The following is a 21,642-nucleotide window of genomic DNA, read 5'->3' as shown; positions in this document are numbered from 1 at the left end:
CTCAGAAAACCCCAGGCCAGCGACGCCGCCAGCGGTCCCGTACGGACGCCGGAGCCGCCCCCGAAGTGCCGCGCCGCGCCCCCTCAGCCCTTCCGGAGCTCCTCCTGCAGCACCGCCGCATGACTCAGCGGCACTTCCTTCGTCGCCGTCAGCAGCGCCAGCGGACCGTCCGCCGCCAGCTCCCGCAGATGCTCCAGCGCCGCACCCGGCGCGCCCTCGGCCAGCTCGGCCCGGTACCGCTCGACGAACTCCTCGAACCGCGCCTCGTCGTGCCCGTACCACTTGCGCAGCTCCGTCGAGGGCGCCACGTCCTTGCACCACTCGGCGTCGGCGACCCGCTCGTCACCCTTCGCCATCCCCCGGGGCCACAGCCGGTCCACCAGGACCCGCGCCCCGTCGGCCGGTTCCGGCGGGTCGTACACCCGGCGCACCTCGACCGTGCGCGCCCTGTTCGTTTTCTTCGCTTTCTGCGCTTTTGCCGGCATATTCCCATCAGAACACGGTCGCCGCGGGCCCGCCGGGAGGCCCCGGAGCACCCCAAAGGGGACCCGCTTTGGATTCATCGGCCCGGACAGGGTATTTTTCTGTCTGCACGGCCCGACCGGGAGTCTCCGGTCGGAACACGGCACCGGGACGTGGCGCAGCTTGGTAGCGCACTTGACTGGGGGTCAAGGGGTCGCAGGTTCAAATCCTGTCGTCCCGACGGTGTCGCAAGGCCCGTCGATCCGGGAGGAATCCCGGATCGACGGGCCTTGTGCCGTATGGGGCGCGCGTCGGGCCGCACGCTTCCGGGCCGCGAGCTCACGGCCCGTCAGCCGGCCGCGCGGGGCTCAGGACAGCGTGCCGATCTCGTGGCGGACCGCGTCCACGACCTTGGCCGGGAGCGTCGCATAGCCCTGGAAGGTCAGGTTCTGCTGGCCCTTCTGGCTGGCCATGTACGCCAGGAACGCCTTGGTCGCGGGCCAGGTCTCCGGCTTGTTGCCCTTGTCGCAGACGATCTCGTAGGTGACCACGTCGATGGGATAGGCACCGGGGACCTTGGTCCCGTAGTCGAGGTCGAGGATGACGTCATGGCCGGTGTTGACCGTCCGGGCACCGGCGATCGCGTGCGATGCCGCGATCACGTTGGCGTCGGCGGGGGTCGCCGCGCCGGTGGCGACCGAGACGGTGCGCAGCATCCGGTCCACCGCGTACGGCAGCTCGACGTAGCCGATCCCGCCCGTGGTCCGCTGCACCTGGGCGGCGAGATCCGCGGAGCCCTTGGCGGATCCGCCGCCCCGCGCCGGCCACTCCTTGGCGTGCGGATACGGCCAGGCGTCCCGGGCGGTGGCGGCGAGGTAGGCCGTGAAGTTGTCGGTCGTGCCGGAGGAGTCGGAGCGGTGGAACGTCCGGATCGGCGTGGCGGGGAGCTTGGTGTCCTTGTTGAGCCCGGCGATCGCCGGGTCGTCCCACCGCGTGATCCGGCCGTTGAAGATCTTGGCGAGGGTGGGGGCGTCGAGGACCAGCCGATCGACGCCGGGGAGGTGGAAGGCGACCGCGATCGGCCCGCCGACGATCGGCAGGTGGATGGCGCGGCCACCGTCGGCGCAGACCTTCTCGGACTGCTTCACCTGGTCGGCGTCGAGCGGGGAGTCCGAGCCGGCGAAGGCCGTCCGGCCGCGCAGGAAGTCGTCCTGGCCGGCCCCCGAGCCGTTGCCGTCGTAGCTGATCCTGGTGCCGGCGCAGGCCCGCGTGTAGGTGGTGATCCAGTACTTCATCGCGTACTGCTGAGCCGTCGAGCCGGAGGCCCGCAGGGTGGCCGTCCTGCCGCAGGCGATGGCGCCCGCGGCGGCGGACGGGCTGGGGGACGGGGCGGACGGGCTGGGAGAGGGGGCCGAGCCGCCGTTCGCACCGCAGGCCGTGAGGGCGAGGGCGCCGCACACGGCCACCGCCCCGAGGGCCCTGGTGCGCGGGCCGGCCTTCCGCTGAGGCTTCACTGTGCAGCGCTCCTTACCTGCGGATCGGCCCCGGCCGACGCAGCTGAGGGTGATGACACCGCGCCGTCGCGGCGTCCGTCCGTACGGCGGCGGCTCCCACGGCGGTGAGCGCCGGAGCCACCACCGCACCCTCAGTCACTATATGCACTTATATACCTACGGATGGTGATTGCCGCGGTGGGGCGGTCACGGCGCCCCGCGGTCGTCCTTCTGCGCCAGCCGCAGCAGATGGTCCGCGAGCGCCTGCCCGCCGGACGGGTCGCGGCTGATCAGCATCAGGGTGTCGTCGCCCGCGATGGTGCCGAGGATGTCGTGGAGTTCCGCCTGGTCGATGGCGGAGGCCAGGAACTGGGCGGCGCCCGGCGGGGTGCGCAGGACGACGAGGTTGGCGGACGCCTCGGCGGAGATGAGGAGTTCGCCGGAGAGGCGGCGCATCCGCTCCTCCTTGGCGGACTCCCCCAGCGGCGCCCGCGGCTTGCGGTCGCCGCCCTCGCTCGGTACCGCGTAGATCAGCTCCCCGCCGGTGTTGCGGATCTTGACCGCACCCAGTTCGTCCAGGTCGCGGGAGAGCGTCGCCTGGGTGACGGAGAGCCCGTCGTCGGCGAGCAGCTTGGCGAGCTGGCTCTGGGAGCGGACCGGTTGCCGGTTGAGGATGTCCACGATCCGGCGGTGGCGGGCGGTGCGGGTCTGCGGTACGGCCGGGCCGCTGGTGTGCGACTCGTTGCCCTGCGGCTCGGTCATCGTTGCGTCAGTCTCCGGATCCTCGTTCCCCGTTGGCCGATTCCTCGGCCTTCTTGAGGACGCCGGGGAGCTTCTGGAGGAAGGTCTCCACCTGCTCGTCGGAGACGATCAGCGGCGGGGCGAGCCGGATGACGTCCGGCGCGACCGCGTTGACCAGAAGGCCCGCGTCCTGGGCCGCCTGCTGCACGTGTGACGCGAGGGGCCCGGTCAAGACGATACCGAGGAGCAGCCCGGCGCCGCGGACCTGGCCGACCAACGGGTGCTCCAGGGCGGCGATGCCGGCGCGCAGGCGCGCACCGACCCGCTGGACGTGGTCGAGGAGGCCGTCCGCCTCGATGGTGTCCAGGACGGCGAGGGCGCCGGCGCAGACGATCGGGTTGCCGCTGAACGTCGAGCCGTGCGAGCCGGGGGTGAGCAGGTCGGCGGCCGGGCCGAAGGCGAGGGTGGCGCCGATGGGGAGGCCGCCGCCGAGGCCCTTGGCGAGGGTGATGACGTCGGCCTCGATCCCCTGGGCCGCGGACGCCAGCCAGTGGCCGGTGCGGCCGATGCCGGTCTGGATCTCGTCGAGGACCAGCAGGGTGCCGGTGGCGGCGGTGATCTCGCGGGCGGCCCGGAGGTAGTCGGGCGCCGGGACGACCACGCCGTTCTCGCCCTGGATCGGCTCCAGGACGACGAGGGCGGTGTCGGTGGTGACGGCGGCCCGCAGGGCGTCCACGTCGCCGTACGGGACGTGCTCGACGTCGCCGGGCAGCGGGCGGAACGGGTCCTGCTTGGCGGGCTGGCCGGTGAGGGCCAGGGCGCCCATGGTGCGGCCGTGGAAGCCGCCGGTGGCGCTGACCATGTGGGTGCGGCCGGTCAGCCGGCCGATCTTGAAGGCGGCCTCGTTCGCCTCGGCGCCGGAGTTGGAGAAGTAGACCCGGCCGGGCCGGCCGGTGAGCGCGAGCAGGCGCTCGGCGAGGGCCACGGTGGGCTCGGCGACGAAGAGGTTCGACACATGGCCGAGGGTGGCGACCTGGTCGGAGACCGCGCGGACCACCGCGGGGTGGGCGTGGCCGAGCGCGTTGACCGCGATCCCGCCGAGGAAGTCGAGGTAGGCATTGCCGTCGGCGTCCCAGACGGTGACGCCCTCGCCGCGGACGAGCGGGACGCGGGGGGTGCCGAAGTTGTCCATCATGGCGCCCTGCCAGCGCCCGGTGAGCCCCTCGTTGGTGACCGGTCCTCCGCCGGTCACCGTGCCCCGGGTCGCCGGGGTGTCCGTCGCCGTGCCGTCGCTCATGCCGTCCCCTCCGCAGTGTGGTGTGTGGTGCTGCCGTGCGGGCCGGTGGCCGACGCCGGATCGGGGTCCGGGACCACCATCGTGCCGATGCCCTCGTCGGTGAAGATCTCCAGCAGGATCGAGTGCTGGACCCGCCCGTCGATGACCCGGGCGTTGCGCACGCCGTGGCGCACGGCGTGCAGGCAGCCCTGCATCTTGGGGACCATGCCGCTGGCCAGGTCGGGCAGCAGCTTCTCCAGCTGGCTCGCGGTGAGCCGGGAGATCACCTCGTCGCTGTGCGGCCAGTCCTCGTAGAGGCCCTCGACGTCGGTGAGCACCATCAGGGTCTCCGCGCCGAGCGCCGCGGCCAGGGCGGCGGCGGCGGTGTCGGCGTTGACGTTGAAGACGCCGGCGCCGTCGCCGTCGTCGCTGCTGCGGGCGACGGACGAGATCACCGGGATCCGGCCGTCGTCCAGCAGGGCCTGCACCGCGCCGGGGTCGATGGCGGTGATCTCGCCGACCCGGCCGATGTCGATCCGCTCGCCGTCGACGTCCGCGTAGTGCTTGGTGGCGGACATCAGCCGGGCGTCCTCGCCGGTCATGCCGACGGCGAGCGGGCCGTGCTCGTTGAGCAGGCCGACCAGCTCGCGCTGGACCTGGCCGGCCAGCACCATCCGGACGACGTTCATCGCCTCGGGCGAGGTGACCCGCAGGCCGGCCTTGAACTCCGAGGCCAGGCCGAGGAGTTCGAGCTGGGCGCTGATCTGCGGGCCGCCGCCGTGGACGACGACCGGGCGCAGTCCGGCGTGCCGCAGGAAGACCACGTCCTGGGCGAAGGCGCGCTTGAGCTCGTCGTCGACCATGGCGTTGCCGCCGAACTTGATCACCACGGTCTTGCCGTGGTGCCGGGTCAGCCAGGGCAGCGCCTCGACGAGCGTGCGGGCCTTGGGGAGCGCGGTGTGCTTACGGGTGGTCATGCGGCGGCCTCGTTCCGCTCCGTGGGGTGTCCGTCCGGTGCGCGCCGGTGCGCGGCGGGTCCGGTCATGAGGAGTACGCGCTGTTCTCGTGGACGTAGTCGGCGGTGAGGTCGTTGGCCCAGATGACCGCGGACTCCGTGCCGGCGGCGAGGTCGGCGGTGATCCGCACCTCGCGGTAGCGCATGTCCACCAGCTCCCGGTCCTCGCCCACCGAGCCGTTCCTGCAGACCCAGACGTCGTTGATCGCGACGTTGAGCCGGTCCGGGTCGAAGGCGGCGGCGGTGGTGCCGATCGCGGAGAGCACCCGGCCCCAGTTGGGGTCCTCGCCGTGGATGGCGCACTTGAGCAGGTTGTTGCGGGCGATGGAGCGGCCGACCTCGACCGCGTCGTCCTCGTCGGCGGCGTTGATCACCTCGATGCGGATGTCCTTGCTGGCGCCCTCCGCGTCGCCGATCAGCTGCCGGGCCAGGTCGTCGCAGACCTCCCGGACCGCCTCGGCGAAGGCGTCCTGGTCGGGCACGACACCGGAGGCGCCGGAGGCCAGCAGCAGCACCGTGTCGTTGGTGGACATGCAGCCGTCGGAGTCGACCCGGTCGAAGGTGGCGCGGGTGGCGGCACGCAGCGCGGCGTCCAGCTGCTCGGCCGGCACGTCGGCGTCGGTGGTCAGCACGGCGAGCATGGTGGCCAGGCCGGGGGCGAGCATGCCGGCGCCCTTGGCCATCCCGCCGACGGTCCAGCCGTCCTTGGTGACCTGCGCGGTCTTGTGGACGCTGTCGGTGGTCTTGATGGCGATCGCGGCCTTCTCGCCGCCGTGGCCGGTGAGTTCGGTCGCGGCCTTCTCGACGCCGGGCAGCAGCTTGTCCATCGGCAGGCGCACGCCGATCAGGCCGGTGGAGGCCACCGCGACCTCGGCGGCGCTGTGCCCGTCCAGCACCTCGGCGACCTTCTCCGCGGTCGCGTGGGTGTCCTGGAAGCCGAGCGGGCCCGTACAGGCGTTGGCGCCACCGGAGTTGAGGATCACCGCGGAGACCCGGCCGCCCTTGAGGACCTGCTCGGACCACCGCACCGGCGCCGCCTTGACGCGGTTCGAGGTGAACACGCCGGCGGCGGCCAGGCGCGGCCCGCTGTTGACCACCAGGGCGAGATCGGGGTTGCCGTTCTCCTTGATCCCGGCGGCGATGCCCGCCGCGAGGAATCCCTGCGCTGCCGTCACACTCACTGCGTCTCCTCGTTCACTTCTCCGCCCGTGCAGCGCAGCGGCGCGGCACTCGTCATCGTCTGCGGCCCGGTGGCTGCACGTGCGACGCTCACGGCGCGACTCCCATCGTGGAAAGGCCCAGCTCCTCGGGGAGGCCGAGGGCAATGTTCATGCTCTGGACCGCGCCGCCCGCGGTCCCCTTGGTCAGGTTGTCGATGGCACTGATCGCGATGATCCGGCCGGCCGCCGGGTCGAGGGCCACCTGGATCTGTGCGGCGTTGGAGCCGTACACGGCGGCGGTGGTGGGCCACTGCCCCTCGGGCAGCAGCCGGACGAACGGTTCGCCGGCCAGCGCCTTCTCGTAGGCGGCGCGCACCGCCTCGGCGTCCACGCCGGGTCGGGCCTTGGCCGAGCAGGTGGCGAGGATGCCTCGGGGCATCGGCGCCAGGGTCGGGGTGAAGGACACCGTGACCCGCTCGCCGGCCGCCGCGCCGAGGTTCTGGATCATCTCCGGGGTGTGCCGGTGCCCGCCGCCGACGCCGTACGGGCTCATCGAGCCCATGACCTCGGAGCCGAGGAGGTGCGGCTTGAGGGCCTTGCCCGCGCCGGAGGTGCCGGACGCCGCGACGATCACGGCCTCCGGCTCGGCGAGGCCGGCCGCGTAGGCCGGGAACAGCGCGAGCGAGACGGCGGTGGGGTAGCAGCCCGGGACCGCGATGCGCTTGGACCCCTGCAGCGCCGCGCGGCCGCCGGGCAGCTCCGGGAGGCCGTACGGCCAGGTGCCGGCGTGCGGCGAACCGTAGAACGCCTCCCAGTCGGCGGCGTCCTGCAGCCGGAAGTCCGCGCCGCAGTCCACCACCAGCACCTCGGGGCCGAGCTGCTCGGCGACCGCCGCGGACTGGCCGTGCGGCAGCGCGAGGAACACCACGTCGTGGCCGGCCAGCGCCTCGGGCGAGGTCGGCGCCAGCACGCGGTCGGCCAGCGGGGCCAGGTGCGGCTGGAGCGCGGCCAGGCGCTGCCCCGCGTTGGAGTGCCCGGTCACCGCGCCGATCTCGACCTCCGGGTGCCCCAGGAGCAGGCGCAGGAGTTCCCCTCCCGCGTATCCGCTCGCACCGGCGACTGCTGCTCGTACCGTCATGACCCCTGGACCCTCCGTCTCGATGGCATGACTATACGGATGATTGCAGTTTTATGCAATGCTGCCGGATGGGCGGCTCGCGCCCGGGCGGGGCGCGCCGAACCACCGGGCGAGGGCGGCGCGCAGGCCCTCCGCTCCACCGTCCCGGCCGGCCCAGCAGACATGCCCGTCCGGGCGGACCAGCAGCGCCTCGCCGGCGCCCGCCGCGGGCCCGGCGTCGGCGCGGTCGACCCGGTCCGCCCAGCCGTCCGCCACGGCGGCGGCCGTCGAGGCGGCGCCGGCCAGCAGCAGGCCGCGGCCGGACGGCAGCCGGACGCCGGGCACCCGCGCCCCCAGCAGCGGGTGGTCCGGCGTATCGGGCATCGGGTAGCGGATATCCGTGCCGGCGATCATGGCGGCGATGCGGCGGTTGGCCTCCGGCACGGCGAGCAGGTCGGCGAACATCTCGCGGACCACCAAGGCGTCCGGGTCGGGGAGCGTCAGCACCGTCTGCGCGCGGGTGTTGGCGAGCACCCGGGCGCCGACCGGGTGCCGTTCGGCGTGGTAGGTGGCCAGCAGGCCGTCCGGAGCCCGGCCGCGGATCACCGCGGCCAGCTTCCAGCCCAGGTTGAACGCGTCCTGCATGCCGAGGTTGAGGCCCTGACCGCCGGCGGGGGCGTGGATGTGGGCCGCGTCGCCGGCCAGCAGCACCCGGCCGTCGGCGTACCGCTCGGCCTGCCGGGCGGCGTCGGTGAAGCGGGACGCCCAGCGGACCGCGCGCAGTTCGCGCGGCGGGCCGGGGCAGCGGGCCAGCGCCGTGCGCACCTCGTCGTCGGTGACCGGGGCGTCGAGGTCGACGCCCTGCTGCTCGGGGCCGCCGAGGAGCAGCCGGTGCACCCCGTCGCCGAGCGGGAGCAGGAAGGCGACGCCCGCGGGGTCCGGGGTGAGGTCGGGCAGGCGCCATGCCTCGCCGGGGCCGGCGGGCGCGGTCTCCGCAGCGGCGGGCGCGACGAGTTCGACGTCGGCGACGGCCATGCCGATCCGGCCGTCCCACCCCGGGAAGGGCATGCCCAGGACGCGGCGCACCGTGCTGCGCCCGCCGTCCGCGCCCACCAGGTACCCGGCCCGGACGGTGCGCTCCGCGCCGTCGGGCCCGAGGAGGCTCACGGTGACACCGTCCGCGTCCTGACGGAACGACGTCACCTCCCGGCCCCGCAGCACCGGGACGCCGTACCGGGCGAGGTGGTCCTCCAGGAACTCCTCGACCCGGGCCTGCGGGATGCCGACCTGGTGCGGGAACGGCGTGTCCAACGCGTCGTAGTGGAGCGGCAGTCCGGCGAAGTGGCCGGCGGGGAGCAGCGCCAGCGACCGGTCCAGGACCGGGGCCAGCCAGCCTCGGCAGTCCAGCACCTCGGCGGTGCGCGGCTGGAGGTTGAGTGCCTTGGACCGGCCGGTCCGGAAGGGCAGCCGCTCCACGACGGCCGCCCGCACGCCGGCCAGGCCCAGCTCGTTGGCGAGCAGCAGGCCGGTCGGGCCCGCCCCCGCGATCAGCACCTCGTAGTCGGTGTCCACGGCTCCCCTACAGCTTCATGCCGTGCCGGGTGAGGTACCAGTTGTGCCAGGTGAGCAGTCCGCCGAGCATCACCAGCCACAGCACGGTGCTGGTGAGCGGGAAGGCGTCCACCGGGATCGTGTACGCCAGCACCACCCGCAGCACCGCGTCGAGCAGGAAGACCGCGCCCCACACCGCCGTGACCAGCCGCAGGTGATGACGGAACGTCGGCTCGGTGTCCCACCGCGCCTCCCACTCGACCAGTCCGGCCTCGCCGACCTTGGCGATGACGATGCCGCGCGAGGCGGTCATGATGAACGGGCGCCGGGTGAACAGCGTGCCGAGCACCCAGAGGCCGATCGCCGCGGTCAGCCAGCTGTCCCGGATCATCACCACCCGGGGGCTGCCGGAGACCAGGGTCAGCACCGTGCCGATCACCACCAGGCTCAGCGTGAACACCGCCATCGCCTCCACCCGGCGCTGCCGCACGATGCCGTAGACGATCCACGGCAGCAGCAGCGCGCCGCCGACGGCCATCGCGAGCCACTGGTCGAGGCCGGCCGCGCGCAGTCCGTAGTAGGAGCCGAGCGGGAGGACCAGTTCGAAGAGGAGCTGCGCGGCGAGCCGGCGGCGCAGCGCCTTCGTGCGACGCCGGGCGGCCGCCGCGAGGGCCCCGTCCGCGTCGGTCCCTGGTGCCCGGTGCGTGGCCATGGTGTGTGCCCCCGTGTCCGCGGTCATGACGCCCTCCTGGTGGCGCGGTCGAACAGGTCCGCCAACTCCCGGCCGGCGGCCCGTACATCGAGATCGGGATCGTGGGTGGCGCGGCGCACCACGTCGTCGATGGCGGCGCGGATCGCGCGCATCATCACCCACGGGTCGAAGTCGCAGAACTCGCCGGCGCGCTGCGCCTTGCGGAGCTGCTCCACCTGGACCGCGAGGTTCGCCTCCGTCGTGCCGAGGAAGGCGACCATGCCGGGGTCCTCGCCGCGGAGGTTGCCGAGGATCTCGACGATCGCCGCGAGGTGGTTGGGGTACTCGGCGAACAGGTCGAGATTGCCCTCGATGGAGGCGCGCAGGCGGGCCGCGTAGCTCTCGTGGGCCTCGATGCGCGGGCGGACGAAGCCGTCCGCGAGCCGCATCACCTCGGTGACGACCTCGCGCATCAGGTCGTCCCGGCCGTCGAAGTGGTAGGAGATCATCCCCGTGCTGCTCAGCCCGGCGCGCTCCGCGATCTTCGCGAACGAGGCCCGGTGATAGCCGACCTCGGCGATGACGTCGATCGCCGCGGCGACGATCTGGGCCCGGCGGCCCGACTCGGTGAACGAGGGCTGCCCGGTCCTGCGCGTCGCCTTTTGCTTGGCCGTGCTGTTCTTTGCTTGCATGAGCAAGACAGTAGCCGCGTTTGCTCGCCCGAGCAAGATGTTTTGCTCGACCGAGCAAGGGAGATTTGCTCACCCGAGCAAGAGGGGGCGGAGGGCGGCCCCGGACCGGGGAAGGGACCCGGCCGTCACACGGCGCCGGGGGCCGGGCCGGGGGTCGGCCGGCTCATGTCCCGTACACCCGGCCGGTGTTCGGTTCCGGCGCCGGGCGGTGGTGCGCCGCCGGGCCCGCGGCGAAGGCGCGCAGCAGGTTCTCGGTGGTGCGGGTGACGAAGGCACCGGTGCGGCGGTCCATACCGTGGTCGCGACCGTCGTCCCGGGTGCCCGCCATGAGGGCCTCGACCCAGCGCATGGTGCCGGTGGCGAAGACGCCGGCTCCGCCGGGGACGGTGTAGTAGGCGGAGTCGGCGTGGCTGGCGCGACCCTGGCAGACCAGCGGGGAGTGCGCGACGATCTCCAGGTCGGCGGGGGTGGGGGCCTCGGGCGTGACCCGGTCGTACTCCACGCCGACCAGGTGCGGGAAGGCGTCGCCGGTCCTGACGCCGGTGCCCTCGAAGAGCCAGTGGCCGGCGCCGTGCACCACGTAGGGCGCGTCCGTCGGGTAGCCCTCGTAGAACACGCCGGTCAGGGCCGACTCCGGGTCGGCGGCGGGCGGCGCGCGGAAGTCGTGGGTGGGCGGGTCGCGGTGGTCGGCGAACCCCGGGTCGTCGCGGTAGGCGGTCTTGTAGCAGGTCACGGTGCGCAGCGGGCCGTCCTGGCCGGCGTCCAGACGGACCCGGCGGAAGCAGGCGTTGGCGCCCAGGAAGGCGACGTTGGTGCCGCTGTCGCGGGCCCGGGTGACGTGCGCGCGCTGCTGCGGCGTCCAGTATTCGTCGTGGCCGAGGGAGACCACGGCGGTGGCGCCGCGCAGCGCGGACGGGTCGCGGTGGACGTCCACCGAGGTGGTGTAGGCCAGCGGCAGGCCCAGGCGTTCGGCCAGCACCACCAGGGCGCGCTCGTAGACCAGGAACTTCTCGGCGCCGGTGGCGTCGTAGGGGCGGTCGAAGGTGACCGCCAGCGAGCGGGTGGCGTAGGCGCCGTCCCGGCCCCGGTAGAGGCTGTGGCCGCCCCAGGCGTTGTACGCCTGCCAGGTCGTCACCGCGTGCATCAGGGCGGTGCGGCCCGCGGCGCCGGCCGAGCGGACGATCAGCGGGACGTACCGCTGGTGGCCGTGGTCGGCGTCGAGGCGGAGCAGATAGGCGCCGGGCGGCCAGCCGTCGGTGCGGACGGCCGTGGTGCGCGGCCAGCCGGCCACCACCGTCCGGGTCGCGGCCAGCAGCCGCGGGTCCGGGCCGCGCCGCCCGGCGAGCCGCTCCGAGCGCCACACCAGCCGCGCCTGGGCGCCGCCGTACCAGCCGACCCGGTAGGCGCGGATGCGGAAGCCGGGCGCGGTGGTGGAGACGTGCAGGCCGAACTCCTCGCCGGGCAGCACGCTCACCCGGTCCGCATAGCCCTCGATCGCCTCCGGCGGGCCGGTGGCACGCAGCCGCCAGTCCGGGCTGCCGGGGCGGGCGCGCTCGGCGGTGAGCGGGTCCGCGGGCCGGTGGCCGCGGGTGCCGCCCGGGGAGTCGCAGCCGGTCAGGCCGGTGGCCAGGGCCGCGATGCCGGTGGCGGCGCCGAGGAAGTGCCGGCGGTCCAGGCCGGCGGGCGGCCGGTCCGCGGCGCGGCGCTCCCCCGCGTCGCGTGCGGCGCCGTCCGCCATCGGGTCGCTCCCGTCCGTGCGTTCCTGGTGCGTGGTCCGTCCCAGGACGATCCGTTCCAGGACGATCCTGCGCCCGGCGGCGCGACCGGACGACCGCAGCGGGCCCGAACGCGGGTATCGGGGGCCCGCCCGGGGCACCCGGGGCCCGGCCGCCCCGCGGGGACGGCCGGGCTCGGGCCGCCGCTCCCCCGTCGGCTCAGGCGGGCTGCGGCGTCTCGTTCCTGAGGGACCTGCGGAGCTGCGCGCGCAGTTCGGGGCCGTCCGTGCGGCCGTGCGCGGAGACCGCGTGCTCGGCGGCGGCGCGGAGCACTTCCTCCTCCTCGCCGATGAGGACGAGGGTGCACCGCGTCTCACTGGGGTGGTCCCGGCAGTCGATCAACTTGCGCATCACCACCACCTCCTCGTCCCCAGTGTCGGCCGCCGGGGCCCGCCGCGCCGCGCGTATACGGGGAACCGCGTATGGCGCGACGGCGGCCGGAGCTGGTGCAGTGGAGGCAGCAAGGCGAGGAGGTGACGGCCATGGCGGTGTCCGCCCCGGCCGCACCGGGCGCCATCGGCGACGGCGGGACCACCCGGCAGGAACGGGTGAGCGCGTTCCTGGAGCGGGTGATCACCGACGGCGGGGCCGCGGTCGCGGGCCTGTGCACCTCTCTCGGCGACCGGCTCGGGCTGTACCGGGCGATGGCCGGCGTCGGCCCGCTGACCTCCGCCCAGCTCGCCGCCCGCACCGGGCTGGTCGAGCGGTACGTCCGGGAGTGGCTGGCGGCCCAGGTGGCCGGCGGGTACGTGATGTACGCGCCGGACCGCGACACCTATCTGCTCCCGGACGAGCACGCCGCGGTCCTCGCCGAGTCCGGGCTGCCCAGCTACGCGGCCGGCTTCTTCACCGTGCTGCAGGCGCTGTACGCCACCGAGGACAGCCTGATGGAGGCGTTCCGCACCGGCGAGGGCATCGGCTGGGAGGAACACGGAGCGGCGCTTTTCGAGGGCACCGCGAAGTTCTTCCGTCCCGGTTACGCGGCGTCGCTGGTGCCCGAATGGCTGGCCTCGCTGGACGGCGTGGTGGAGAAGCTGGAGCGCGGGGCCGCGGTGGCGGACGTCGGATGCGGTTACGGCTACTCGACGGCGCTGATGGCGCGGGCGTTCCCCAACTCCCGCTTCACCGGCTACGACTTCCACCGCCCGTCCGTGGAGGCGGCCCGCGGGATCGCCGCCGAGCAGGGCGTGGCCGACCGGGTGACCTTCGAGGTGGCGGGCGCCGACGACTTCCCCGGCGAGGACTTCGACCTGATCACCTACTTCGACTGCCTGCACGACATCGGCGACCCGGGCGCCGCGCTCCGGCACGCCGAGCACGCCCTCGCCGAGGACGGCACCTGCATGATCGTGGAACCGAACGCCTCCCCGCACGCGGACGAGAACGCCAACCCGGTCGGCCGGGTGCTGACCGCCGCCTCGGTGGCCGTCTGCCTGCCGTCCGCGCTGGCCCAGCACGGCCCGCAGGCCCTGGGGAACCACGCGGGCGAGCGGGCGCTGCGGGAACTCGCCGACGCGGCCGGGCTGCACCACTGGCGACTGGCGGCCCAGAGCCCGGTCAACCGCGTCTATGCCGTCGGGCGCTGACCCGCCCGACGCCCCCGGCCGGTCTTCCCCCGGCCGGCCGGGCGGCCCCGCTCCGGGCGGTTCCCGGCAACGCCCCGGGAACCGCTCCGAGCGGCCTTGACCCGGGCCGGAGGGCTCGGCAGGCTGGATGTATGAGCGCGGCCGCGGAGGCCGGCCTGCGGCGCATCCTCTCCGTCGTCGACCTCCTGATCGACGCCGTGGACGAGGACACCCTGGTTCCGGCGCTGCTGCCGCTGCTGCTCGGCGCGCTGCCCGGCGACAGCATCATCTGGTCGCCCCGCCCCGACCCCGCCCATCCGCTGCGCACCCTCCCGGACGACCTGCTGAGCCGGGACGTGCTGGACGCGTTCGACCGCGGGTGGTGGTGCGACTCCTTCGTCCGGCACACCCGGATCGGCAGCGGCGTCCCGCTGCGCCGCTCGGCGCTGCAGACCCCCGGCGAGTTCCACGCGCTCCCGGTCTACCCCGATGTCTACCGGCCGTTCGGGGCCGAGCGGCAGCTGGCCATGTCCTTCCCGGCGGGCTATGCCGCGGGCGTTCCACGGCGGGTCTCGGTGGTGGTCAGCCGGGACCGCCACGGCAGCGACTTCAGCGACGCGGACGTGGCCGCCGCGGTGCTGCTGCGCGCCCGCCTCAGCCGGGTGATGGGCCGCCTCGCCCCGCCGGCCCCGGCCGGGGACCTGGTCACCCGTCGCGAATCGGCCGTGCTGTGCCTGCTCGCCGACGGTCTGACCAACCAGCAGATCGCGCACCGGCTGGCGATCAGCCCCCGCACGGTGGACAAGCACCTGGAGCACGCCTACGCCAAGCTGCAGGTCGGCGGCCGGGTCGCGGCGGCCAACGCCTGGCTGATGCGGGCGGCCGGGCGGCCGGGCCGGGGTCCGGGCGCCGGGGCGTGAGGTGCCGGGCGGGCCGCCGCCGGCTCAGCGGGGCGCGGGCGGCCAGGTCCACCGGCCGCTCTCCGCGAAGCGCGCCAACCCGGCCTCGTACGGGGCCGGTTCGAGCCCCTTGGCGGCCAGCCAGCCGGCGTCGAGGTGGGTGGTGCGGTACGGCTCCGCGCCGTCCCCGGCGAGGAGGACCAGGCCGCCCCCGGTGCCCTCGGCCCGCAGGCGCGCGGCGAGGTGGCAGGCCGCCCACAGCGCGGTGCCGGTCGCCGGGCCGCAGGCCAGCCCGGCGGTCCGGTGCAGCCAGCGCATCGCGGCGACGGAGGCGGCGTCCGGGACCGGGACGACCAGGTCGATCAGCTCCGGCCGGAAGCCGGGTTCGGTGCGCGGGCGGCCGATGCCCGGGATCCGGGACGGCATCCCCGTCGCGTAGTCGTCGCAGCCGCTCGCCCAGGCCGGGAAGTAGGCGGAGTGTTCCGGGTCGGCGACGGCCAGCCGGGTCGGCAGGCCGTGGCGGCGCAGATGGCGACCCAGGGAGGCGGAGGTGGCGCCGGTGCCGGCGCCGGTCACCAGCCACCGCGGGACGGGGTGGCGGGCGCCCCGCAGCCCGTCGAGGATCTCGGTGCCGAGGTCCGGCATCGGGGCCGGACCGTCCGGCGACCGCCCGGCCGCGGCGAAATGGTCGAGGAAGTGGCCCCCGGTGCGCCCGGCCAGCGTCCGGGCCTCCTCCAGCACGGCGGCGGGCGGCAGTTCGCCAGTCCGGCACCGGCCGCCGTGGGCCGCGATCCGGTCGTGGACGGCGGCCGGCGCGGTCCGCGGCAGGACGGCGGTGAACGGCAGGCCCAGCAGCCGGGCGAAGTACGCCCCGGCCACCGCCGCCGCGCCGCCGCTGCCCATCACCACCGGCGTCCCCTCGGTGAGGGTCCCGTCCTGGACGGCGGCGCGGTACAGCTCGCGCAGCAGCCGGTGCTTGACGCTGCCGGTGGGGTGCGCCGACTCGTCCTTGACATACAGGTCGATCTCCGGGAGGGCGGGCAGGCGCACCGGCCGCAGCGGGGTCGGCGCGGCGTCGGCGGCGAGGTCGCGCAGCGCGCGGGCCGCCCAGTCGTCGGGCGGCGGGACGGGGCTCTCGGTCATCGGCGGGATCCCGGCGCGGGTCAAGGACCGACCGGGCCCGGGTCGAGCAGCCCCAGCGTCATCCACTGCTCGGGGGCGACCAGCGGCCGGAAGCCGACCTTCTCGTAGACGCCGTGCGCGTCCTTGGTGGCGAGGGTGAGCCGGGCCAGCCCGTGCGACGCCAGGTGCTCGGCGATCTCCTCGACCAGGGCGGTGCCCAGGCCCTTGCCGCGGTCGTCGGGGGAGACGTAGACGTCGCAGAGCCAGGCGAAGGTGGCGTGGTCCGTGACGACCCGGGCGTAGGCGACCTGACGACCCGAAGCCGCCTCGTACAGGCCGAAGTTGAGCGAGCCGGCGACGGCGCGGTCGTGGTGCGCGCGGGTACGGCCCAGGGCCCAGTAGGAGTCGTTGGCGAGCCAGTCGTGGACCAGGCCGGAGTCAAGGCGGTCCGGGTCGGTGGAGATCTCGTAGCCGTCGAGGGCGCGGGCAGTCATGCCCGGAGCGTGGCAGAAGGGTCGGGTCCGCGTCGAACGGGTTGCCGGGCCGGCCCCGCCGTCCCGTTCAGGCCACCGGCACGCCCAGTTCGTCGCAGGCGGTGCGGAGCCGGCGGACCCCCTCGGTCAGTTCGGCGGCGCCGGCCGCCGAGGCGTAGCTCAGCCGGAGGTGGGCGGCCGGCGGCTCGGCGGCGAAGTAGGGGCGGCCGGCCGCGACCGCGACGCCCGCGTGGAGTGCCGCACCGGTCAGCGCCGCCTCGTCGGTGCCGTCCGGCAGCCGCAGCCACAGGTGGTAGCCGCCGAGCGCGGTGCGCTGCCCGGCGCCCGCCGCGGCCAGCGCCGGCAGTTCGCGCTGCAGGGCGGCCCGGACGGTCTGCCGACGGGAGGTCAACTCCCCCGCGATCAGGCGGAGATGACGCGGCCAGGCGGGCGAGCCGACGAGTTCCAGGGCGGCCTCCTGGAGCGGGCCGGGCACGAAGAAGCTGTCGACGACCTGGATGGCGCGCAGCCGGTCGAACACCGGGCCGCGGGCCGCCAGGGCGCCCACCCGCAGGCTCGGCGAGGTCGCCTTGGTCAGCGAGCGGACGTGCACCACGGTGCCGTCCGGGTCGTCGGCGAGCAGGGTCGGCGGCAGCGGGGGCCCGTCGGCGTGCCCCAGCAGCCGGGCGAAGTCGTCCTCCACGACGAAGGCGCCGGCCGCCCGGGCCACCCGCAGCACCTCCCGGCGGCGCTCGGCGGCCAGCACCGCGCCGGACGGGTTCTGGAACAGCGGCTGGCAGACGAACAGCCGGGCGCCGCTGACCCTGAAGGCGTCGGCGAGCAGATCGGTGCGCACCCCGTCGGCGTCCATCGGGACCGGCACCGGGCGCAGCCCGGAGGCCCGGGCGACGGCGAGCATGCCGGGGTAGGTCGGCGACTCGACGAGGACCGGGGCGCCGGGCGCGGCGAGGGCGCGCAGCGCGGCGGTCAGGGCGCTCTGGCCGCCGGCGGTGATCAGCACGTCGTTGGCGGAGAGCGGGCCGCCGGGGCCGCCGATCTCCCGGGCGAACCAGGCCCGCAGCTCCGGCACCCCGTCGACCGCCGGGCGGCTCCAGGCGCCGGGCCGCCGGCCGGCCCGCGCCAGCGCGGCGGCCAGGGCGCGTTCGGGCTGGAGGGCGGGCGGCAGATAGCCGCCGTTGAGCTCGATGACGCCGGGCCCGGGGGCGGAGAGCGTGGCCAGCACCCCGGAGGCGTCGACGCTGCGCGGCACCTGGTCGCCGGCCGGTTCGGCGCTGAGCGCGATCTCCTGCCAGGAGGTGTCGACCGGGGGCGGGGTCGCGCGGCGCGGCTCGGCGCGGAAGGCCCCGGCACCGGGGCGGGTGACGACCAGCCCCTCGGCGGCCAGTTCGGCGAGCGCCCGGGAGACCGTCACCGGGCTGACCCGGTGACGCTCGACCAGGGCGCGACTCGATGGCAGCTTCTCACCGGGAGAGTAGCGATTCAGCTCCTCTCGCAGGATCGCGGCCAGTTCAGCACCACTGCTACGCTCATGCATGAGAGGTAACGATAGCGCTACTACCGCCACGCCGATAGCGGTCACCGCCCCGGACCCCACCCCGGCCGCCGGCCCCGCCGCGCCGCGCCCGGCGCCCCCGGCCCGCGCGTCCGGCTCCGGCGCCCTGCTCGCCGCCCTCGGGGTCGCCACCTTCTCGCTGACCTTCCCGGCGACCGCCTGGGCGCTGACGGGCATGGGCGCCTGGACGGTGGTGATGCTGCGCAGCGTGCTGGCCGCCGCCCTGGCCGGGACGTGCCTGGCGGTCTGCCGGGCCCGGGTGCCCGAACGCCGCCACTGGGCCGGCATCGCGGTGGTCGCCGGCGGGGTGGTGCTGGGCTTCCCGCTGCTGACCACCCTCGCGCTGAAGACCTCCACCACCTCGCACGCCGCCGTGGTGATCGGCCTGCTGCCGCTGGCCACCGCCGCCTGCTCGGTGGCGCGCACCGGGGCCCGGCCCTCGCGTACGTTCTGGATCGCCGCGTCGGTCGGCGCCGCCGCCGTGATCGCCTTCGCGCTGCGGCAGAGCGGCGGCGCGCCGACCACCGGCGACCTGTGTCTCTTCGCGGCGCTGCTGGTGTGCGCGGCGGGCTACGCCGAGGGCGGCCGGCTGGCCCGCCACATGCCGGGGTGGCAGGTGATCGGCTGGGCCCTGGTGCTGGCGCTGCCGGTGACCGGGCCGGGCGCGGTGTGGGCGCTGTGCGCCGAGCCGCCGCATCCGACGGGCCGCGCGGTGGCCGGGCTGCTGTGGCTGGCGGTCGGCTCGACGTTCCTGGGGATGGTGGTCTGGTACCGCGGGATGGCCGCCATCGGCGTCTCCCGGGCCAGCCAGCTCCAGCTCGCCCAGCCGCTGCTGACCCTGGTGTGGTCGGTGGTGCTGCTCGGCGAGCAGCTGCCGCCGGCCGCCCCGCTGACCGCGCTGGCGGTCCTGGCGTGCATCGTGGTCACCCAGCGGGCGCGCACCTGACGGGCCCGGGCGGCGGGGCCGCGGGCCGGGGCGCGGGCCCGCTCCACCGGGTGCGCCCCGGGCGTGCGGACATAAACTGGCGGCGACGGCAGTCGTGCCGTCCGGGCCGTTCCCGGGCCCGCAATCCGTTTGGCCGTTCCACCGCCCGGCCGTCGTGCGCGTCGGCCGCCCCGGTCGGCGGCCACCCGAGGCGGGAGGAGCCCAGATGCACGCGAGCAAGGGCGACCGGCTGCTGGTGCACGGCAGAACCGTCGGTCATGGCGACCATGTGGTCGAGATCGTGGAAGTGCTGGGGCCCAATGGCGAACCGCCCTTCCGCATCCGCGCCGAGGACGGCCACGAAACGATCATGTGGCCCGGCCCGGACTGCGTCGTCCAGCACCCCAAGTCGACCGAACCCCACACCATCCACTGACGGACCTCGCGGCGGTGGCGGGCGGCCCGCCACCGCCGCGTCCGTGCCCCCGCCCGGCGGCAGCCGCGGTCACCGCCGGGCCGGACCCCCGTAGTGGTCCTCGACGACCCGGGCCAGCGCGCCCAGCGGGTCCCGCACCACGTCCTTGGCCGAGAAGTAGACGTGCCCGCGGACCTGCGGGTAGCGGCGGGCGAAGGAGACATGGCGGGAGAGTTCGGCCGGGTCCCGCCAGGCTTCCGCTTGCGCGGCCCGGTCCGCCTTGTAGAGGGCCTCGCCGATGTAGAGCTCCACCTGGGTGCCCGCCACGGTCCGGGCCCACCACGGCACCAGCTCCGCGTAGTCGGCCACGGCGAAGCCCAGCGGCCAGTACACCTGCGGCACGATGTAGTCGATCCAGCCCTCCCGCACCCAGCGCCGGGTGTCGGCGTAGAGGTCGTCGTAGGTCTGCACCCCGGCCTCGGTCCGGGAGCCGCGCGGGTCGGTCGCGGCGTTGCGCCAGACCGCGAACGGGCTGACACCGAGGCGCACCTGCCGGTCGATCGCCACCATCCGCTGCCCCATCTCACGGATCAGCAGGTCGATGTTGTCCCGCCGCCAGTCGGCGCGGGAGGCGAAGTCCGCGCCGTACGCCTCGTAGGCCGCGTCGTCGCGGAACGCCTGGCCGGCGACCGGGTACGGGTAGAAGTAGTCGTCGAAGTGCACCCCGTCGACGGGATAGCGGCGCACCGCGTCCAGCATCGCGTCCTGGACGAAGCGGCGGACCTCGGGCAGCCCGGGGTTGTAGTAGAGCTTGCCGCCGTAGGGGACGATCCAGCCCGGGTGCCGGCGGGCGGGGTGGTCGGGGCTCAGCCGGCCGAGGTCGGTGTGGTTGGCCACCCGGTACGGGTTGAACCAGGCGTGCAGCTCCAGGTTGCGCCGGTGCGCCTCGCGGACCGCGAACCCCAACGGGTCCCAGCCCGGGTCGCGGCCCTGGACCCCGGTCAGGTACTGCGCCCAGGGCTCGTACCGCGACGGCCACAGCGCGTCCGCCGTCGGTCGCACCTGGAAGAACACCGCGTTCAGCCGCCGCTCGACCGCCGTGTCCAGCAGCATGGCCAGTTGCCGCTGCTGGGTGGCGCGGTCCAGGCCGGGGCGGGTCGGCCAGTCCAGGTTGGCGACCGTCGCCAGCCACATCCCGCGCAGTTCCCGCGCGACCGGGGCGCGCTCGGCGGCCGGTGCGGCCCCGGCGCCCGCGCCCAGCAGCCAGGAGGCCGCGCCCAGTGTCGCGGCGCCGAACCCGCGGCGTGTGATCCCTCGCATGAAAAGCCCCCATCTTGTCCGCTTCGTCCGATATGGCAGGCCCAGAATGCCCGCCCCGGCGCCGTCCTCCCAGCACCTCGCGGAGTAACGTCGGGGGCGAGGCGGGCGCCGGACCCTTACGGCGTACCGCCGGTCCTGAAGATCAGCGAAAGGCACGAGGTGACGGACTCATTCGCCGACATTGCACGCGTCGGAGTGGTCGGCTGCGGCCAGATGGGCGCTGGCATCGCCGAGGTGTGCGCCCGCGCCGGGCTGGACGTCAAGGTCGCGGAGACCACCGGCGAGGCATTGGAGCTGGGGCGTACCCGCCTGACCAACTCCCTCGGCAAAGCCGCCGAACGCGGCAAGATCACCGTGGCCGAGCGCGATGCGACGCTCGGCCGGCTCAGCTTCACCACCGACCTCGGCGAGTTCGCCGACCGCGACCTCGTCATCGAGGCCGTGGTGGAGAACGAGCAGGTCAAGACGGAGATCTTCCAGGTGCTCGACCAGGTGGTGGTCCGCTCGGACGCGATCCTGGCCTCCAACACCTCGTCCATCCCGCTGGTGAAGCTGGCGGTGGCGACCTCGCGGCCCGACCAGGTCATCGGCATCCACTTCTTCAACCCCGCACCGGTGCAGAAGCTCGTCGAGCTGATCCCCGCCCTGACCACCGGCGAGGAGACCCTCAAGCGCGCCGAGTCGCTGGTCCAGGACGTCCTCGGCAAGCACGCCATCCGCGCCCAGGACCGCTCCGGCTTCGTGGTGAACGCGCTGCTCATCCCGTACCTGCTCTCCGCGATCCGGATGTTCGAGTCCGGCATGGCCAGCCGCGAGGACATCGACCACGGCATGGAGATGGGCTGCGCCCACCCGATGGGCCCGCTCAGGCTCTCCGACCTGATCGGCCTGGACACCGTGGCCTCGGTCGCCGCCTCCATGTACGAGGAGTACAAGGAACCGCTCTACGCCGCTCCCCCGCTCCTGCAGAGGATGGTGGACGCGGGACGCCTCGGACGCAAGAGCGGGTCGGGGTTCTACTCGTACTAGACGCACGCCGGTGCCGCCAAGTGGCGTTGCTTCAGGGGGAGTTCACTTCTGGAGCAGCGCCACTTGGCGTTGCGGCGGCCGAGTGGCTGCGCCGGAACGGGCGACTTCGTTCGTCATCACGCCGTGCCTTGCCGGGCCTTCCAGCACGTTGGAGAGCGATCCGCCGGACACCGAGTTCGGCCGGAGACCGGTCGTTGGCCGCGGTGCCGAAGCCCCGGTCGGCGACGACCGTGCCTGGTGGGTACTCACGTCAGTGACACGGAAACGCGGCGTGCACTCCGATCCGTTCGAACCGCCCCGCCGGCTGACCCCCTTCGCCAAAAACACGCCCTGACCTGCGAAAACTCT

At 74.6% G+C, this 21,642-nt stretch carries 21 protein-coding genes, 1 tRNA gene and 1 pseudogene; 6 read left to right on the top strand and 17 right to left on the bottom strand.

Annotated features, from left to right (window positions below):
• Nucleotides 1–83: 83 nt before the first annotated feature.
• Nucleotides 84–485 carry a DUF488 domain-containing protein gene (locus SNOUR_RS31315; RefSeq protein WP_067353706.1) on the bottom strand — a complete coding sequence of 134 codons (402 nt, stop codon included), beginning with the start codon at nucleotides 483–485 and terminating at the stop codon, nucleotides 84–86.
• A 144-nt stretch (nucleotides 486–629) separates the two neighbouring features.
• Between SNOUR_RS31315 and SNOUR_RS31310 the strand changes: the two genes are divergently transcribed.
• A tRNA-Pro gene (locus tag SNOUR_RS31310) sits at nucleotides 630–703 on the top strand.
• 127 nt (nucleotides 704–830) lie between these two features.
• Here SNOUR_RS31310 and pstS read toward each other — a convergent pair.
• The 11 genes from pstS to SNOUR_RS31255 all read right to left on the bottom strand — a co-directional run bounded on the left by pstS (nucleotide 831) and on the right by SNOUR_RS31255 (nucleotide 12,324).
• On the bottom strand, nucleotides 831–1,976 hold the full coding sequence (gene pstS / locus SNOUR_RS31305) for a phosphate ABC transporter substrate-binding protein PstS (RefSeq protein WP_067353703.1): 1,146 nt from the start codon (nucleotides 1,974–1,976) through the stop codon (nucleotides 831–833).
• A 186-nt stretch (nucleotides 1,977–2,162) separates the two neighbouring features.
• Nucleotides 2,163–2,717, bottom strand: a complete 555-nt coding sequence (locus SNOUR_RS31300) for an arginine repressor (RefSeq protein ID WP_039637945.1) — start codon at nucleotides 2,715–2,717, stop codon at nucleotides 2,163–2,165.
• A gap of 7 nt (nucleotides 2,718–2,724) precedes the next feature.
• Nucleotides 2,725–3,993, bottom strand: coding sequence for an acetylornithine transaminase (locus SNOUR_RS31295; protein ID WP_067353701.1), 1,269 nt, complete (start codon nucleotides 3,991–3,993; stop codon nucleotides 2,725–2,727).
• The gene (argB, locus tag SNOUR_RS31290; protein ID WP_067353689.1) at nucleotides 3,990–4,949 is read right to left on the bottom strand and encodes an acetylglutamate kinase; all 960 of its coding nucleotides are present in this window, start codon (nucleotides 4,947–4,949) and stop codon (nucleotides 3,990–3,992) included. Before argB ends, SNOUR_RS31295 begins: the two co-directional genes overlap by 4 nt.
• A gap of 64 nt (nucleotides 4,950–5,013) precedes the next feature.
• The gene (argJ, locus tag SNOUR_RS31285) at nucleotides 5,014–6,168 is read right to left on the bottom strand and encodes a bifunctional glutamate N-acetyltransferase/amino-acid acetyltransferase ArgJ (protein WP_067353687.1); all 1,155 of its coding nucleotides are present in this window, start codon (nucleotides 6,166–6,168) and stop codon (nucleotides 5,014–5,016) included.
• A gap of 88 nt (nucleotides 6,169–6,256) precedes the next feature.
• The gene (gene argC, locus SNOUR_RS31280) at nucleotides 6,257–7,285 is read right to left on the bottom strand and encodes an N-acetyl-gamma-glutamyl-phosphate reductase (RefSeq protein WP_067353684.1); all 1,029 of its coding nucleotides are present in this window, start codon (nucleotides 7,283–7,285) and stop codon (nucleotides 6,257–6,259) included.
• Nucleotides 7,286–7,336: 51 nt separating this feature from the next.
• A complete protein-coding gene (locus SNOUR_RS31275) occupies nucleotides 7,337–8,836 on the bottom strand; it encodes an FAD-dependent monooxygenase (RefSeq protein ID WP_067353681.1) in 1,500 nt (499 codons plus the stop codon).
• A 7-nt stretch (nucleotides 8,837–8,843) separates the two neighbouring features.
• A complete protein-coding gene (locus tag SNOUR_RS31270; protein WP_079142979.1) occupies nucleotides 8,844–9,554 on the bottom strand; it encodes a VC0807 family protein in 711 nt (236 codons plus the stop codon).
• Nucleotides 9,551–10,198, bottom strand: a complete 648-nt coding sequence (locus SNOUR_RS31265; RefSeq protein ID WP_067353679.1) for a TetR/AcrR family transcriptional regulator — start codon at nucleotides 10,196–10,198, stop codon at nucleotides 9,551–9,553. Before SNOUR_RS31265 ends, SNOUR_RS31270 begins: the two co-directional genes overlap by 4 nt.
• Before the next feature lie 163 nt (nucleotides 10,199–10,361).
• On the bottom strand, nucleotides 10,362–11,936 hold the full coding sequence (locus SNOUR_RS31260; RefSeq protein ID WP_174717917.1) for a N,N-dimethylformamidase beta subunit family domain-containing protein: 1,575 nt from the start codon (nucleotides 11,934–11,936) through the stop codon (nucleotides 10,362–10,364).
• Nucleotides 11,937–12,132: 196 nt separating this feature from the next.
• Nucleotides 12,133–12,324, bottom strand: coding sequence for a DUF1059 domain-containing protein (locus SNOUR_RS31255; RefSeq protein ID WP_067353676.1), 192 nt, complete (start codon nucleotides 12,322–12,324; stop codon nucleotides 12,133–12,135).
• Between the two features lie 131 nt (nucleotides 12,325–12,455).
• On the opposite strand from SNOUR_RS31255, the gene SNOUR_RS31250 reads away from it, so the two are divergent.
• Complete coding sequence (locus SNOUR_RS31250; protein ID WP_067358946.1) at nucleotides 12,456–13,559, top strand: class I SAM-dependent methyltransferase; 1,104 nt, start codon at nucleotides 12,456–12,458, stop codon at nucleotides 13,557–13,559.
• Nucleotides 13,560–13,690: 131 nt separating this feature from the next.
• Nucleotides 13,691–14,458 (top strand): helix-turn-helix transcriptional regulator, encoded by a 768-nt coding sequence (locus SNOUR_RS31245; RefSeq protein WP_067353675.1) that lies wholly within the window; start codon nucleotides 13,691–13,693, stop codon nucleotides 14,456–14,458.
• 24 nt (nucleotides 14,459–14,482) lie between these two features.
• Here SNOUR_RS31245 and SNOUR_RS31240 read toward each other — a convergent pair whose 3' ends face one another.
• The 3 genes from SNOUR_RS31240 to SNOUR_RS31230 form a co-directional block, all read right to left on the bottom strand.
• The gene (locus SNOUR_RS31240; protein WP_067353672.1) at nucleotides 14,483–15,580 is read right to left on the bottom strand and encodes a pyridoxal-phosphate dependent enzyme; all 1,098 of its coding nucleotides are present in this window, start codon (nucleotides 15,578–15,580) and stop codon (nucleotides 14,483–14,485) included.
• Between the two features lie 20 nt (nucleotides 15,581–15,600).
• The gene (locus SNOUR_RS31235) at nucleotides 15,601–16,053 is read right to left on the bottom strand and encodes a GNAT family N-acetyltransferase (RefSeq protein ID WP_067353671.1); all 453 of its coding nucleotides are present in this window, start codon (nucleotides 16,051–16,053) and stop codon (nucleotides 15,601–15,603) included.
• 67 nt (nucleotides 16,054–16,120) lie between these two features.
• Nucleotides 16,121–17,587 carry an aminotransferase-like domain-containing protein gene (locus SNOUR_RS31230; RefSeq protein WP_079142978.1) on the bottom strand — a complete coding sequence of 489 codons (1,467 nt, stop codon included), beginning with the start codon at nucleotides 17,585–17,587 and terminating at the stop codon, nucleotides 16,121–16,123.
• Here SNOUR_RS31230 and SNOUR_RS31225 point away from each other — a divergent pair.
• Nucleotides 17,586–18,551, top strand: a complete 966-nt coding sequence (locus SNOUR_RS31225) for a DMT family transporter (protein ID WP_067353668.1) — start codon at nucleotides 17,586–17,588, stop codon at nucleotides 18,549–18,551. The two genes, SNOUR_RS31230 and SNOUR_RS31225, sit on opposite strands and share 2 nt — an antisense overlap.
• Before the next feature lie 205 nt (nucleotides 18,552–18,756).
• Nucleotides 18,757–18,966 carry a DUF1918 domain-containing protein gene (locus tag SNOUR_RS31220; RefSeq protein WP_067353666.1) on the top strand — a complete coding sequence of 70 codons (210 nt, stop codon included), beginning with the start codon at nucleotides 18,757–18,759 and terminating at the stop codon, nucleotides 18,964–18,966.
• Between the two features lie 69 nt (nucleotides 18,967–19,035).
• Here SNOUR_RS31220 and SNOUR_RS31215 read toward each other — a convergent pair whose 3' ends face one another.
• Nucleotides 19,036–20,265: a glycoside hydrolase family 10-like protein gene (locus tag SNOUR_RS31215; protein ID WP_067353663.1), complete on the bottom strand. Its 1,230-nt coding sequence runs from the start codon at nucleotides 20,263–20,265 to the stop codon at nucleotides 19,036–19,038.
• A gap of 159 nt (nucleotides 20,266–20,424) precedes the next feature.
• Between SNOUR_RS31215 and SNOUR_RS31210 the strand changes: the two genes are divergently transcribed.
• Nucleotides 20,425–21,294: a 3-hydroxybutyryl-CoA dehydrogenase gene (locus SNOUR_RS31210; protein WP_039637932.1), complete on the top strand. Its 870-nt coding sequence runs from the start codon at nucleotides 20,425–20,427 to the stop codon at nucleotides 21,292–21,294.
• Nucleotides 21,295–21,382: 88 nt separating this feature from the next.
• Here the strand turns inward: SNOUR_RS31210 and SNOUR_RS44825 are convergent.
• Nucleotides 21,383–21,535: pseudogene (locus tag SNOUR_RS44825) on the bottom strand (ISNCY family transposase); the annotation flags it as partial.
• Nucleotides 21,536–21,642: the final 107 nt, after the last annotated feature.

This window comes from Streptomyces noursei ATCC 11455 (assembly GCF_001704275.1).
GTDB lineage: Bacteria > Actinomycetota > Actinomycetes > Streptomycetales > Streptomycetaceae > Streptomyces > Streptomyces noursei.
Note: the sequence above shows the minus strand (reverse complement) of the source record. Positions and strands in the feature narration are given on the sequence as shown.

What these genes read in the sequence shown, in the direction of transcription:
- SNOUR_RS31315 (WP_067353706.1), bottom strand. Translation starts at nt 485, where the DNA reads ATGCCGGCAAAAGCGCAGAAAGCGAAGAAAACGAACAGGGCGCGCACG.
- SNOUR_RS31300 (WP_039637945.1), bottom strand. Translation starts at nt 2,717, where the DNA reads ATGACCGAGCCGCAGGGCAACGAGTCGCACACCAGCGGCCCGGCCGTA.
- SNOUR_RS31295 (WP_067353701.1), bottom strand. Translation starts at nt 3,993, where the DNA reads ATGAGCGACGGCACGGCGACGGACACCCCGGCGACCCGGGGCACGGTG.
- argB (WP_067353689.1), bottom strand. Translation starts at nt 4,949, where the DNA reads ATGACCACCCGTAAGCACACCGCGCTCCCCAAGGCCCGCACGCTCGTC.
- argC (WP_067353684.1), bottom strand. Translation starts at nt 7,285, where the DNA reads ATGACGGTACGAGCAGCAGTCGCCGGTGCGAGCGGATACGCGGGAGGG.
- SNOUR_RS31270 (WP_079142979.1), bottom strand. Translation starts at nt 9,554, where the DNA reads ATGACCGCGGACACGGGGGCACACACCATGGCCACGCACCGGGCACCA.
- SNOUR_RS31265 (WP_067353679.1), bottom strand. Translation starts at nt 10,198, where the DNA reads ATGCAAGCAAAGAACAGCACGGCCAAGCAAAAGGCGACGCGCAGGACC.
- SNOUR_RS31260 (WP_174717917.1), bottom strand. Translation starts at nt 11,936, where the DNA reads ATGGCGGACGGCGCCGCACGCGACGCGGGGGAGCGCCGCGCCGCGGAC.
- SNOUR_RS31255 (WP_067353676.1), bottom strand. Translation starts at nt 12,324, where the DNA reads ATGCGCAAGTTGATCGACTGCCGGGACCACCCCAGTGAGACGCGGTGC.
- SNOUR_RS31250 (WP_067358946.1), top strand. Translation starts at nt 12,456, where the DNA reads ATGGCGGTGTCCGCCCCGGCCGCACCGGGCGCCATCGGCGACGGCGGG.
- SNOUR_RS31245 (WP_067353675.1), top strand. Translation starts at nt 13,691, where the DNA reads ATGAGCGCGGCCGCGGAGGCCGGCCTGCGGCGCATCCTCTCCGTCGTC.
- SNOUR_RS31240 (WP_067353672.1), bottom strand. Translation starts at nt 15,580, where the DNA reads ATGACCGAGAGCCCCGTCCCGCCGCCCGACGACTGGGCGGCCCGCGCG.
- SNOUR_RS31235 (WP_067353671.1), bottom strand. Translation starts at nt 16,053, where the DNA reads ATGACTGCCCGCGCCCTCGACGGCTACGAGATCTCCACCGACCCGGAC.
- SNOUR_RS31225 (WP_067353668.1), top strand. Translation starts at nt 17,586, where the DNA reads ATGAGAGGTAACGATAGCGCTACTACCGCCACGCCGATAGCGGTCACC.
- SNOUR_RS31230 (WP_079142978.1), bottom strand. Translation starts at nt 17,587, where the DNA reads ATGCATGAGCGTAGCAGTGGTGCTGAACTGGCCGCGATCCTGCGAGAG.
- SNOUR_RS31220 (WP_067353666.1), top strand. Translation starts at nt 18,757, where the DNA reads ATGCACGCGAGCAAGGGCGACCGGCTGCTGGTGCACGGCAGAACCGTC.
- SNOUR_RS31215 (WP_067353663.1), bottom strand. Translation starts at nt 20,265, where the DNA reads ATGCGAGGGATCACACGCCGCGGGTTCGGCGCCGCGACACTGGGCGCG.